Origin of the sequence: Paenibacillus sp. DMB20 (assembly GCF_000987955.1) — a bacterium.
Taxonomy (GTDB): Bacteria; Bacillota; Bacilli; order Paenibacillales; family Paenibacillaceae; genus Paenibacillus_AQ.
Genome location: NZ_LAZU01000054.1, coordinates 1 through 13,006, shown reverse-complemented (window position 1 = coordinate 13,006; position 13,006 = coordinate 1). Strand labels below are relative to the sequence as shown.

Genomic DNA, 13,006 nt, shown 5'->3' with positions numbered 1-13,006 from the left:
CGTACTCGGATCCATTCTCCCCTATAGAGGCTGAATCAGGCCCGGATGTGCAAAAAGCTCTGGAGGCTTCGCCTCCAGAGCTTGCACCGGTGCATTGCTCAGATGCCCGGAATGGCATTGCGTTTATGTGCCGTCTTGCGGTAATAGCTCTCCAGCTTTTCGCGGACTTCCGGACGGATTTCCTTGCCTTCCAGGTAATCGCTGTTGTCCTCATAGCTGATCCCGAGTTCCTTTTCGTCCGTCTGCCCTTCCCATAACCCGGCCGTCGGCGCTTTATCCAGGACGGATTGAGGCACGCCCAGATAAGAGCCGAGCTGACGGACCTGACGCTTGTTCAGCGTGCTGAGCGGCGTGATGTCCACCGCCCCGTCGCCCCATTTGGTGTAAAAGCCGGTAATGGCCTCGGAGGCATGATCCGTTCCCACGACGAGCAGATTCTGTTCAAAAGCAATCGCGTATTGGACCACCATCCGCAATCTGGCCTTCACGTTTCCTTTGCCCGGAATGCTCATGTGCTGATGAACCCCGATCCCCTTCAGGCCGTGCTCCACTTCAAGGGCAACCTCGCCTACGGCATCCTCGATATTGGTTTCCATCGTGTATTTCAGGTTGAACGCTTTTGCCGTTTCATAGCTGTGTTCGATATCCGACTGAACCCCGTATGGCTGAAAAACGCCTAGCGTCTTAAATTCCCGCCCCAACTCCTCGGTCAGCTCATCCGTAGCGCGCTTGCACAGTCCCGTTGCCACGGCGCTGTCCAGCCCGCCGCTGATGGCGATCAGCAGTCCGGAGGTCCCGGAATCCTTTACGTATGATTTCAAAAAGTCAACACGCTTTCTCACTTCCTGCTCCACGTTAATGGAAGGCTTCACGCCTAATTCGGCAATGATTTGTTCTTGTAGGCTCATGTCCAGGACTCCTTTTCATACATGTAAAAACGACTCCGTCATCCTTTTCATAGACGCTGCGTTTTTGCGAGAAATATAAGCCAAATATATATTTTGAAAGCCCCGCGGCTTTCGGAAGTGCCGAATGCTTCGGGGCTTTATACGCGCGTTTAACGGCAGTAACGGTCAAATGCGTCCGTGAGATCGGCAGCAATCTCTTCCGCGGAGCGGTTCTCCACCTGATGGCGTTCGATAAAGTGAACCAGTTCCCCGTCTTTCATCAAGGCGATCGATGGCGAGGAAGGCGGATACGGAGCAAAATATTCACGGGCTTTCGCGGTTGCTTCCTTATCTTGGCCTGCAAAAACAGTGAACAAATGATCCGGCTTCACTTCGTGCCCAAGCGCACGGGCTACACCCGGACGAGCTTGGCCCGCTGCGCATCCGCATACCGAATTAATGACCACCAGCGCCGTTCCTTTCGCAGTCGGGAGCTGTTCCTCTACTTCCTCAGCCGTTTTCAGTTCCTTGATTCCAATACTCGTCAGTTCATCCCGCATCGGCTGAACCATATCGCGCATATATCGGTCAAAAGACATACCCATGCTTCTTTCACTCCTTATATAACCAAGTTTGTCAAATATGAATACAGCTTATCGCTAATCTATATTATACAACCCAAAAGGATGAAAGCAAGATAAGGGCTTCGGCAAGCACTTTTTTCCAAGCGAATCGGTTTAACAAGCAGAATCGGGCACCTCCGTCTTTTAGGGAAAGAAGATGGCGTTTCTTACGGAAAAGCCAGGTTTGAACAACCCTTATGCTTTATTGCATTTTAAAGAGGCGGACCCTCGTCGGATACGCCCCGCAAACCTGTATATGTGGGTACCTAGGTAGACGGTTTGTTAATGCCGTCCAGTTTTTTGTCCACGATTGGCTTACCCTGGCGGTGCTTGTTCTCCTGTTTCTGTATTTCTTGCTGCTTGGAATCGTTTTTGCTCATGTCATGGCCTCCTTTGCCGGGATTCTCGCCTTATTATGCACCGGAAAGAATTCTTTATCCGTTTTCCGCGGTCAGCCCCTTCGGCACGGGAAACGAGGCGGAAAAACGGGTTCCCTTTCCCTCTTCGGAATGAACGGAAATGTTCCCTTCATGACGCTGAACGATGCTTAAGCAGAGCGCGAGTCCAAGTCCCGTCCCTTTGCTTTTGGTGGTAAAAAACGGTTCGAATAAACGATCCAGCTTGTCTTGCGGGATGCCGACGCCCGTATCCTGCACGTGAAGTTCCACCACGTCCCCGGCCATCCGTGTTTCGATGGTAAGCTGCCCCTTGTCGTCCATGGCCTCCATCCCATTGCGGCACAGGTTAAGGATCAACTGCTTGATCTCCTTGGCATTCAGCAGCAGGACGGGAACATGATTTTCCAGCTTCAGCTCGATGCTTTGTCCGCGCAGGTTGGCATCGGCCCACAGCAGCGGACTTAGTTCGTGAATGATATCGTGAAGATGGCACTCCTCCTTCTCCGATATCCGGTTCTGCGCCAGGGACAGAAAATCGCTGATGATCCCGTTGGCCCGGTCCAGCTCGTCCATGACGATGCGGTAATAGTGCTCCAGCGTATCCGGACTCTTCTCCTTCATTAATTGAAGAAATCCGCGCACGACCGCCATCGGATTCCGGATCTCGTGCGTAATGCTTGCCGCCATCTGCCCAACCATGCTGAGCCGTTCCACGTTGATCAGCTCGGTCCTTAGTTTTTCCAGCTCGGTGATGTCATGAACGATGAGAACGGCCCCCTGAATTCCTTTCGTCCGCTCGTCGAAAATCGGAAATGCGCCGGTTGAATATACCCGCCCTGCGCTTCGTATGATCTCCCCGCTTGTCCGGATGCCACGAAGCGCCGAATGAATTCGGCCTTTCACCCCGTTTTTTGGGGCCGGGCCCTCGAACATCCCGTCAAGCCCGCGTCCGATCAAATCGTTTCGGCCGAGATGAGGGCTTTCTTTTTTATGGATTTTTACAAACTGCTCATTGATCATGGAAATATGCCCTCTCGGATCCACCACGGAGATTCCTAAAGGGAGCATATCCAACAACTGCTGAAGAACGGCTCTCTGTTCGCGAAGAATCTCCGCCGGGTCCGGAAACAACCGCTCATATACGGTTTCCATTAAATAAATCAGCAAACCGCCGTTGAATATGCTAAGCAGCACATATAAAAGCGTCATGACAAAGGTTTCGGAAGTCTTAACGTCTGCACCAAATTTGGATTCCAACAGTGGGGAAGCCACGATAATCAGCATGGCTGGAAGCAGCCCCGTCCATAACCATCCGATTTTTTCCATCACTTTACTTCGTTTAAACCGGGAAGCAATCAAGAACATGAGGGGATATACGGGAAGTCCGGTATGCATCAGCATTCCGAAAAGGGAAAAGCCGAAAATAAGCTGATGACAACTGATATACAATAACGATAGCAGCAGACCCGAAACGCGGCTGCCATACAAAATGCCTGCAAACAACGGCACGATGCCCAAATTGATCGGGATAACGCCTTGATGTAATGCCGAAAAGCCAAAACATAATAAAATGCCGACGGCACAAGCCATAACGATGAGGTTCCGGTAATGCTGTTGCTCCCCCGTTCCGTGTTCCGGCCCGAACGTCCGGCACCGGCTGAACAGCAGCGGAATTTGAAAGGTGAATACACCGGACAGCAAAACCTGCAATAAAATGTCCTTCCATGCACTTAACACAACGCGTCATCACCCCAATTGATCAGTGCCTTCTTGATAATTTTGATTAAATCACAGGCGACATTAGATTACAATACTTGTAAATTCGTGGGGAATATAAGAAAATCCTGCGTCTTCTGTCTAATGCCCCGAGGTTGGGATCTGCGCAAGAAGTGTATATAATGAACCATAGGTTGCTATTGAATTACCCCTAAAGGAGCTAAATAAACATGTCATATTATGATGTCATCGTTGTGGGGGGAGGTCCCTCCGGGCTGATGGCCTGCGTTGCCTCCGGCGAGAGGGGCGCCTCCGTCCTGCTGGTGGATAAAGGAGACAAGCTGGGACGGAAGCTCGGCATATCGGGAGGCGGCCGATGCAATGTGACGAATGCCAAGGAGACCGATGAGCTGATCGCCCATATTCCAGGAAACGGACGTTTTTTATACAGCGCCTTTCAGCATTGGAACAATCGGAACATTATGGATTTCTTTGAAGGGCTGGGCATTAAATTGAAGGAAGAAGACAACGGTAGGATGTTCCCCGTCTCGGACAAGGCTTCCAGCGTCGTCAATGCACTGGTAGGAAAAGTCAGGCAGCTCGGGACCGATATCAAAACGAACAGCCCCGTAAAACGCATCTTGTATAAGGATGGACACGCGGCCGGAATCGAACTGAAATCGGGGGAGATTTATAAATCCCGATGCGTTATTCTCGCCACCGGAGGACAATCCGTTCCCCAGACCGGTTCCACGGGCGACGGTTATCCTTGGGCGCGGGAGGCCGGCCATACGATAACGGAGCTTTATCCGACGGAGGTGCCGATCGTCTCTACCGAGCCCTGGATCGCTTCCAAGGAACTGCAGGGCCTATCCCTCCGGGATGTCGAACTTTCGGTATGGAATCCGAAAGGCAAACGGGTCATTGCCCATCGGGGCGATATGCTGTTCACCCATTTCGGGGTGTCGGGACCGATCGCTCTCCGCTGCAGCCAGTTTATTCGCCAGGTACAGAAAAAATTCGATACGGTCAATGTCGATATGGCGGTGGATCTCTTTCCCGACCACTCGCTTGCCGATATCGAATCGGAACTCCGAAACCGCCTGGAGCATGAACCGAAGAAAGCGGTCAAAAATGTGCTGAAAGGCTGGCTCCCCGAGCGCCTGATCCCCCTTCTGCTCTCCAAGGCCCCGCTGGACGGCGATGCGGTAAGCAGCGGCATATCGAAGCAGGCCTTAACTTCGCTGGCCGCGGTATTGAAGAAGTTCGCGTTCCGGGCTTGCGGCACGCGTTCCCTGAAGGAAGCCTTCGTGACCGGAGGCGGCGTGAGCCTGAAGGAAATCCAGCCGAAAACGATGGAATCGAAGCTGATGCCGGGTCTGTTCTTCTGCGGCGAGATCATGGACATTCACGGTTATACCGGCGGATACAACATCACCGCCGCTTTCTCCACAGGTTATACCGCCGGAAAACATGCCGCCGAGGAAGCGGCCGAGCCGGAAGGATAATGCTTTATTATTCCTCCAATCGCCGAACAGCGGCCGGTGACTTTTTTACAAGCCAGCCAAAGGCCAAAAACAAAAAAATAGCGGTGCAGGGAACTTGCCTGCATCGCTATTTTCTTTGGCTATTCAATTAAAGGATAGAAACTTTTCGGGGACAACTATTCGTCTTTCCGGTTCAAAGACGGACGGGACAGGAACGGCGGAAACACCGCAACGGAAGCCGCAGCGATCGGCACACCCGCCAAAAGCCCTTCCCATCCGGGCCACATCGACAATCCGAATACAACCGACAGAACGAGCACTGGAACGGCCATTAAGGTCCTGACGGCCAGCGTTCCAGCTCTCATCTGCTGAATCCCCGTAAAGGGAAGCACCGCCGCAAAATCGGATTCGGCAAAAGCTCTCCACCGCAGCTGCAGCATATTAGCCAGCAAAAGCATCAAAGCGGCGTAAACGATCATTTTGACGACCACGGGCGGAAGCAGCACGGCCGGGATGCCAGCCCCCAGGAATTGCACATAAATCAGCAAGCTTTCGGACTGCCGGAGAAAAGCCTTGACTCCTGCATCGGCAAACCGTTTATCGGGAGCGCTTGAACGATAGAGCCGCCCCGATCTCCGGAACAGCCACACCTTGCTTCTGATCCGGGGCGGCCTGCCTACGGCTTGCGTCAGCACTTTGTCGGTCAGCCGGGCCCGGATGCGCAGATCCTCCCTTACATCATTGTCAAACGTCCCCTGTTCCGAGCATCTCTTTTTGGCCAGCAGACCGGAAACGGCCAGGAGCGCCGAACCGGAGACGGCTGCAACGAGCGGCATATCCCGAAGCACCGTTAGCAAAACAAGGTACAGGATGAGGGACGCCAAACGCATGGACGCGGACAACAGCCATTTCTTAATCCCCCTGTAACGAACCTCCGTCCGGTGAACGATTAAGCTTGCCGTCCATCCAACTCCTGCAGCCAGCAGCCCCCAGCCGGCCAAATCCCAAGCGTCCAAGCCGAACTTCCTGACCAAAACCGGTAAGGCAATCAGAGTGAACAGCAGCCCCTTGACGGTAAAAACCGAGAAGCTGTAAGCGATCCCTCTTCCCATCAAACCCTTGATCCAGTGCGGCTGCTGCCGCAGAAACAAGGCATCCGCCTCTTCGACGAACAGAAGTATGCTTCCTGAAAGCATGTACAACAGAAGAGCCGCCGCCGCTTGGTACGGAATGAGCTCCATCCAGGCGGGCAGCGGGGTTGTCCACAATTCCCTGTATAGTCCCCCGCCGAGCAACAGTCCGGGTACCAGGATGTAGAGCATGACCGTCCAATCCGCCACGGACCGGAGAGCTGAAATCTGGTTCTTCCAATGCGTCGCAACCCGGCGCCGGAACAGCCGCCCGGGATGACGCAAAGATTGTTTACGGTTATGGGTTTCTCTCATATTCCGGCCCTCCTTACGTCAGGGCGTCAAAGCAGTCGAATAACGATGCTTCAGGCAGGCCGGCAGCGATCCGGATATCGTCCAATCCTCCGCGGGCTGTCACCCGCCCCTGGGAGATCAGGACAAAGGAGTCGCAAATCTTTTCCGCCGTATCCAGAACATGCGTGGACATGAGAATGCCTGCGCCCCGCTTCCGCTCATCATCCAGGAGACCGAGAAAGTCCTTGGTCGCGCGGGGATCAAGCCCGATAAAAGGCTCGTCTACAATATACACGTCCGGCTTGGCCAGAAAGCCGATCATCAGCATCATTTTTTGCTTCATGCCTTTGGAAAAACCTCCAGGCAGCTGGTCCCTGACTTGATCCATGCCAAACTGCAGCAGCAGGCGGGAGGCGTCCCTTTCAAACTGTTCGTCCGGCAGGCCGTAAGCGGCTGCGGCTAGATCGAGATGCTCCCACAGCGTCAAATCCTCATAAAAAACAGGCTGCTCCGGCACGTAAGCATACCTAGCGGATCACCCGCCATGTTCACCTTGGCCTTGGCGTCTTTAAGCAACCCCAATACCGTCTTGATCGTGGTGCTCTTCCCGGCCCCGTTAGGCCCGATCAAGCCCAGGAGCTCGCCCTTGCCCACTTGAAATCGAATGTCGCGGATACGGGGACGGCCGGGCTCGTATCCGGCCTCCTCGATATCCACTTCAAGCACCGGCGTCCGGTGTTCCGTCATACTTTCCGTCATACGCTTCTCCCCTGCCCTGCCATATTTATAAAGTTAGGCATTAATTTAAATAATACGGAGAACGGGAAGCTAAGGTTGCACCAAATCCTTACAGGGTAGACTCCCTCACGGCCGGAGCCTGAAGTTCAGCGTGTACGGGAAGCGGGTCTTTCCGCTGGATGCGCCCTTTAAACAGAAAGAACAGCACCCCAAGCAAAGACGTTCCCAGTCCCGATACGATAAACGCAAACACCGGTCCCCAGGCGGTTACCATGACGCCTCCCAGCATCGGTCCCATGATCACGGCCGCGCTGGTCAGGCTCCCTACCGTACCGAACACCCGGCTGGTCAAATGCTCCGGCGTCCGTTTCATCAGCAGTACCTGGAACGGAATGAATACGAATCCTGCGCCGAGCCCCGCCAACAAAAACGCGCTGAACAAAATAACATATACTGTCATTTCCGGCAACGAGGAAACCACCGCCACGGCCGAAGCGGCGAAGACTAGTCCGGTGACGACTGCTCCGGCAGCCATCTTACTTAGGGTGCCCCAGGATATTTTGCGGGCAAGCAGCGCCGCGAGCAGCGTCCCGAAGCCGCTGGCGGAGATGCAGTATCCAAGAAGGTCGTCGGAAACGCCGGGAATCATCCTGAACAGCGTTACGGTCTGGGTGTCAGCCATCTGCATCACCAGAAGGACGGCGCACAGCATCAGAAGGCCGCTTGACAACAAGGGGATGCCGGAAATGACCGATAATCCGGCCTTGATGTCCTTCAAGAAAGAGGATTTGGAACCGGGAACGGAAGGCGTCCCGGATTCTTGATCAAGCCCCGCCCCTTCAGCCTTTGAAGCGCCGGAAGTCTCATCGGCGGCGGTTTTCCTTTTTCCCCGGACCCCAAGAAGCAGCGCGGCTGACACCAGAAACGTAATGGACGTAATTACAAAACACCATTCGATTCCGAACACAGCCATGACCAATCCGCCCAGGGCCGGTCCGACGATTTTCATGATCTGCTCCGTGGAAGAGCTGATGGTAACGGCCATCTCCAGATGGTGCTGCGGAACGACTTCCTTCACTTTTCCGGTTTTGGCGGGAGAGAACAGAACATCCATCAACCCCTTCAGCACAAGCAGGACATATATTTGCCATAGGCTGCCGGACAGCAGAATCCCGATAAGAATTCCTGAACGGACCAAATCGGAGGCGATCATCAATTTCTTGCGGTCAAACCTGTCGCCGATGACGCCCGCCGCTGGCCCGAAAGCCAGTACCGGGATCGCCATGCATAACGTTATGGCCGTAATCTCCCATGGCGTTGCGCTCCATTTTAGTCCTACCAGGGTCAGGAGAGCTACAAGATAAAGCCACTCCCCAAGGTTGGACACCAGCTGCGCCGCCAGCAGCATCATAAAATTGCGGTTGCCTGTCAGCCGTTCTTCCCTGCCGTCATTCTTTTTTAAAATGTTCATCATGCTTCTCCCCCCATCTTTTGCTTCGTTATCCACATTATAGGAAGCTCGTTTGAACGGCGTATCGGTCCCGGGAATGGGATTGACCTCCAGCCAAAGGATGAAGAAAGCAGGCCTTTTCATTTTTAAATACTAAAATAGAGTCTAATTGTGATAAATCACATGTTCGATCGGAAATTATTAGCGTAATCTATAGTCAAGAAATCTATGGCATGACCAAAAGGCGGGAAGAAGCATGATTCTGTCACACGAACGCGATACGCAGCTGTCACTGCACCTATATCGGGTTTTTGCCAAGTCGTTTAAAAGCGTAAGCGAGCATGCCGTAACCGGCAGCAAAATCGAAGGGTTCAATCCCACGGCTTTTGCGGTAATGGAAGTGCTCTATTACAAAGGACCACAACCCATTCAACAAATCGGTGCGAAACTGCTGCTGCAAAGCGGAAATGTCACCTATGTTATCGACAAGCTGGAAAGCCGGGGCTACCTGCTCCGCAAGCCGTGCCCTAAAGACCGCAGGGTAATTTACGCCGAACTGACGCCTGCCGGGGAAGCCCTCATGAACGAACAGTACCCGCAGTATGCGGAGCGGATTCATTTTGCGCTTAGCGGACTGAACGAGGAAGAAAAGGATCAGATGATCCATCTTCTGAAAAAGCTGGGTAAACAGGCGGAAAAACTCTCACCTTTGATTCGCAAGTGAAATAATACACAAGAAAAATCCGGCGGGGCCTCCTCGCCGGATTTGGACATGCCCTGACATTCGTTAGCGCATCTTGACCGAGATGATGTCCCCGATGGATAGGGAGACATTCATCCGGGGCCTCGATGTAGATTTCCGTGCAAGGAGATGCTCAACCGGGTCCGGGTCCGTAATGCGCATTTTCGTGCGGGAGATACGATTGGGCCGTTCGTCCCGGGGACGGCAACGCTCCGCCGCGACATTTGATCGTTTCTCCGCCGGTTAAGAGCGGGGCTCCAACGACACTGAGCGGTGCTTCGCCAGGCATTGAGCGGAAAACCCTACCAAGCATTGAGCGGGGCTTCGTCGACATCGAGCGATGCTTCACCAGCATTATGGAAATTGTAAAAAACCGTCCATGGACGGCAATATTTCAAAAAAGCCTGCCTTGCCCCTTCGAATGGAGAAGATCAATGCAGGCTTTTGGTTTGCCGATACTAGACATGATGAACATAAGTCTTTGGCTTTTTTAATCCATGTGAATGGAATCGTAACTGTCGTTCCTATTGGCGGGGAGCCGAAACGCCCGGTCGAAGACAGGATTCCGTCAAAGATCTGCGAACACTGGAATGCGGCCCGCGCCCGATCAGTAATGATGGAATTGAAAAAGGCAGTGGTTCTTCTATACCGCGTTGGCAGCTGGTGCGGATTCTAACGGACATCAGTTCCGTTATTTCACCAATAGGAACGATCATAAAACTCTAACGGACCTCAGATCCGTTATTCTAGCATTTTGGTTCATTTTCCCATCATACTATCCTTTTAACGGATTCTATGTCCGTTAGGGAAAGAAATTCCCGTTATTCGGGCAAATAACGGATCCTATGTCCGTTAGGATCTCCCGTTGATCGTCACCCGACAGTATCCAGCGGAGCGTTACCTCGTGTCCGTTAGAATTTTCAGTAGATCGTTACTCGGTGTCTGCTACGGATCTCAAGTGGATCGTTACCCGACAGTGTCCGTTAGGAACTTTCAGTGAACATTACTTGGTGCCTGCTACGGATCACCAGTGGACCATTATCCGCAATCTGCCCCGTTTGGATTGCCATCTCCAATAATTGAGCTTATTCGATGCGTCCGATTATGCCGAAACCGAGCGCTCTTCTTCTCCGCCCCTGTCCTCCGGCATCGGCGGCCGATTATTGTACCGTGCCACGATTGCAAAACATGCCAGCGCAATGACCGCCATGACAATGAACAGAGAGTTCAGGCTCCCCTCCAGCACATGCTTTAGATGGCCCCCCGACGATCCCGGCAAGCTGACATCCCCGTGCGGAGACAGCAGCTTGTTCATATCCTCCCTGCTGATCCCCGATCCGGCAGGCTCCGCGGCAATCCGCCGGGCGATGCTCGTATTGAGCCATGTACCGAATACGGCGACGCCGACCGTCTGCCCGAGCGTGCGGACGAAGGTGTTGAGCGCCGTGGAAGCTCCGCGCATCTCGTATCCGACCGAAGACTGCGCGATGATGGAAAACAGGGTCGATATGTATCCGAAGCCCAGGCCGTAAATAAAGGTATAGATCAGCAGCGCGGCCACCGGGGTGCTTTCATGCACGAACGCAAGGCCGCCCGCTCCGATAACCAGACCGATGACCCCGATCAGGGCCGTTTTCCGCGATCCGGCCTTCGTGATCAGCCGGCCGCTGGCCACGGAGCCGAAAAGCCAGCCGATCGACATCGGAGCCAGCGTCAGCCCCGACATGGTTGCATTCCCTCCGCGAACGCCCTGAATCCACAAGGGCAGGTATGTCGTCAGGCCGATCAGCAGTGCGCTGACCAGCAGGTTCGCTATCGTGGATACCGAGATATCCTTTATCCGAAACAGCTGAAGGGGTACCATCGGTTCCTGAGCCCGTGCCTCAACGATCAGGAAAGCCGTCAGAAGGACGACCGACACCGCCAGGATTGCAAGCATCGCCGGTGACGTCCAAGGGAATTTCTCTCCCCCGACGGCAAGGGCGAACAGCAGCAGGGTCATGCCGACCGTAAACAAGCCTGCACCCGCAAAGTCAATCTGCACTTTCCGCGGCTCTCTTTTCTCATCAAGATAACGGTAAATGAACCAGATCGATATAAGGGCAAACGGCGCATTAAAGCCGAAAATCCAGCGCCAGGACAAATAGTCGACAAAGTAGCCGCCCATCAGCGGTCCGACAAGGGAGGATATGCCCCAAACCGAACTCAGCATGCCCTGAACCTTTCCCCGTTCCTTCAAGCTGTATATATCTCCGATGATCGTAAAGGTCACCGGAATGACGGCACCTGCGCCGATCCCTTGTATGGCCCGGAACAGGATAAGCTGGGTCATGCTTTGGGAAAAGCCGCACAGCAGCGATCCGGCAAGAAAGAGCAGGGAGCCGTAAAGAAATACGGGCTTCCGGCCGTACAGGTCGCTGATTTTGCCAAAGATCGGGGTCGTTACCGCCATCGTCAGCAGGTATGAGGTAAAGATCCAGCTCATCAGGCTGACGCTGCCGAAGCTGCCCACGATCGCCGGTCCGGCGGGTCCGACCACCGTCCCTTCAATGGCGGCCATAAATGTCGAGAGTAGAATGCCGGCAAGAATAAAGCTGCGTTTGGAATGATTCGATGTGTTCATGATCCATAAGTCCCCTTTGCCCCAGCCTTCAAAAGCATGCAAAAAGCGCATCCCCGTTACGGGAGCGCTTATCTGAAGATACAGGAAAGTACAGGCATCCGGACCGTTCCGTAAACTGCGGAAACTTCCGCCAAGACGCAGGCCGCCTTCTCTTGAGAGGTGCGCTAAGAACCGCCCTCGCTAACGTCTATAAAGTATAACGAAAAGCCGCCTTTGTTTGGAATGCCAATATTTATATTATAGTTGTTGTTCGGCAAGAAAGACAGCCGTCATTTTTCCTTCGTCCAGGTTCAGGCAAAGGGAAGCCTCGTCATAAAACAATTCGGGGTCATGCGTAATGACGAGGATCGCAGCGCCCTGACGGCAGCCTCCCGGCACATGAAAATAAGGCGGCCGATAGCCGCGTAATCCATGCCCGACGTCGGTTCGTCCAGTATATACAGGTCTTTGGGAACAATAAGCTGGCTGATGACGGCGAGAAGCCGTCTTTCGCCCCGGCTGAGCAGGTAAGGAGAATCGTCCTTCCGGCGGCGCAGGCCGGCGGTTTCAAGCAGTTCATCGGCGCGCCGTTTTTGCTCCGGCTTCAGTTCCGGACGGCGCTTTGCCGGCAGGCCGCCGTGCAGGCTGTAAATAAGCTCCTCCCACACCGTCGGAGCCGTAAACATATGCTCGGGCTGTTGAAAGACATACCCGATGTGTTCGGCCATCCGGTATACGGGCTCTCCCGCGATGTCCTTGCCCTGCCACCGGATGCACCCCTTAGGTACGGGCAGCAAGCCCATGAGGAGGCGGCTCAGGGTGGTTTTGCCGGAGCCGTTGACCCCCGTGAGCAGCGCCCACTCGCCCCTGCGGAGGGCGAAGTCCACGCCCCGGAGCGCCTGCCTCCCGCCGGGATAGGTGAAGTCCAGCGACTTCACC

General features: G+C 54.0%; 10 protein-coding genes and 1 pseudogene. 3 read left to right on the top strand and 8 right to left on the bottom strand.

Going from position 1 to position 13,006, the window contains the following annotated elements; translation table 11 throughout:
• Positions 1-98: 98 nt before the first annotated feature.
• The 3 genes from nadE to XI25_RS29885 all read right to left on the bottom strand — a co-directional run bounded on the left by nadE (position 99) and on the right by XI25_RS29885 (position 3,645).
• Positions 99-908, bottom strand: a complete 810-nt coding sequence (gene nadE, locus XI25_RS29895) for an ammonia-dependent NAD(+) synthetase (protein WP_046681488.1) — start codon at positions 906-908, stop codon at positions 99-101.
• Between the two features lie 149 nt (positions 909-1,057).
• Positions 1,058-1,492, bottom strand: a complete 435-nt coding sequence (locus tag XI25_RS29890; protein WP_046681487.1) for a BrxA/BrxB family bacilliredoxin — start codon at positions 1,490-1,492, stop codon at positions 1,058-1,060.
• 452 nt (positions 1,493-1,944) lie between these two features.
• Positions 1,945-3,645, bottom strand: a complete 1,701-nt coding sequence (locus XI25_RS29885; RefSeq protein ID WP_046681486.1) for a two-component system sensor histidine kinase NtrB — start codon at positions 3,643-3,645, stop codon at positions 1,945-1,947.
• A gap of 209 nt (positions 3,646-3,854) precedes the next feature.
• Here XI25_RS29885 and XI25_RS29880 point away from each other — a divergent pair, with 209 nt between their 5' ends.
• Positions 3,855-5,132, top strand: coding sequence for an NAD(P)/FAD-dependent oxidoreductase (locus XI25_RS29880; RefSeq protein ID WP_046681485.1), 1,278 nt, complete (start codon positions 3,855-3,857; stop codon positions 5,130-5,132).
• Positions 5,133-5,287: 155 nt separating this feature from the next.
• On the opposite strand, the gene XI25_RS29875 is transcribed toward XI25_RS29880, so the two are convergent.
• The 3 genes and pseudogenes from XI25_RS29875 to XI25_RS29865 all read right to left on the bottom strand — a co-directional run bounded on the left by XI25_RS29875 (position 5,288) and on the right by XI25_RS29865 (position 8,747).
• The gene (locus XI25_RS29875) at positions 5,288-6,556 is read right to left on the bottom strand and encodes an ABC transporter permease (protein WP_046681484.1); all 1,269 of its coding nucleotides are present in this window, start codon (positions 6,554-6,556) and stop codon (positions 5,288-5,290) included.
• A gap of 13 nt (positions 6,557-6,569) precedes the next feature.
• Positions 6,570-7,294: pseudogene (locus XI25_RS29870) on the bottom strand (ABC transporter ATP-binding protein).
• A gap of 88 nt (positions 7,295-7,382) precedes the next feature.
• On the bottom strand, positions 7,383-8,747 hold the full coding sequence (locus XI25_RS29865; RefSeq protein WP_046681483.1) for an MFS transporter: 1,365 nt from the start codon (positions 8,745-8,747) through the stop codon (positions 7,383-7,385).
• Between the two features lie 232 nt (positions 8,748-8,979).
• Between XI25_RS29865 and XI25_RS29860 the strand changes: the two genes are divergently transcribed.
• Together XI25_RS29860 and XI25_RS29855 are read left to right on the top strand one after the other, a co-directional pair.
• A complete protein-coding gene (locus tag XI25_RS29860) occupies positions 8,980-9,447 on the top strand; it encodes a MarR family winged helix-turn-helix transcriptional regulator (RefSeq protein ID WP_046681482.1) in 468 nt (155 codons plus the stop codon).
• A 397-nt stretch (positions 9,448-9,844) separates the two neighbouring features.
• Positions 9,845-10,141 carry a hypothetical protein gene (locus XI25_RS29855; RefSeq protein WP_046681481.1) on the top strand — a complete coding sequence of 99 codons (297 nt, stop codon included), beginning with the start codon at positions 9,845-9,847 and terminating at the stop codon, positions 10,139-10,141.
• A 426-nt stretch (positions 10,142-10,567) separates the two neighbouring features.
• On the opposite strand, the gene XI25_RS29850 is transcribed toward XI25_RS29855, so the two are convergent.
• Both XI25_RS29850 and XI25_RS29845 read right to left on the bottom strand, forming a co-directional pair.
• Positions 10,568-12,088: an MDR family MFS transporter gene (locus XI25_RS29850; protein WP_046681519.1), complete on the bottom strand. Its 1,521-nt coding sequence runs from the start codon at positions 12,086-12,088 to the stop codon at positions 10,568-10,570.
• Positions 12,089-12,378: 290 nt separating this feature from the next.
• The coding region (locus XI25_RS29845) for an ABC transporter ATP-binding protein (protein WP_235440504.1) at positions 12,379-13,006 on the bottom strand (628 nt) is incomplete at its 5' end.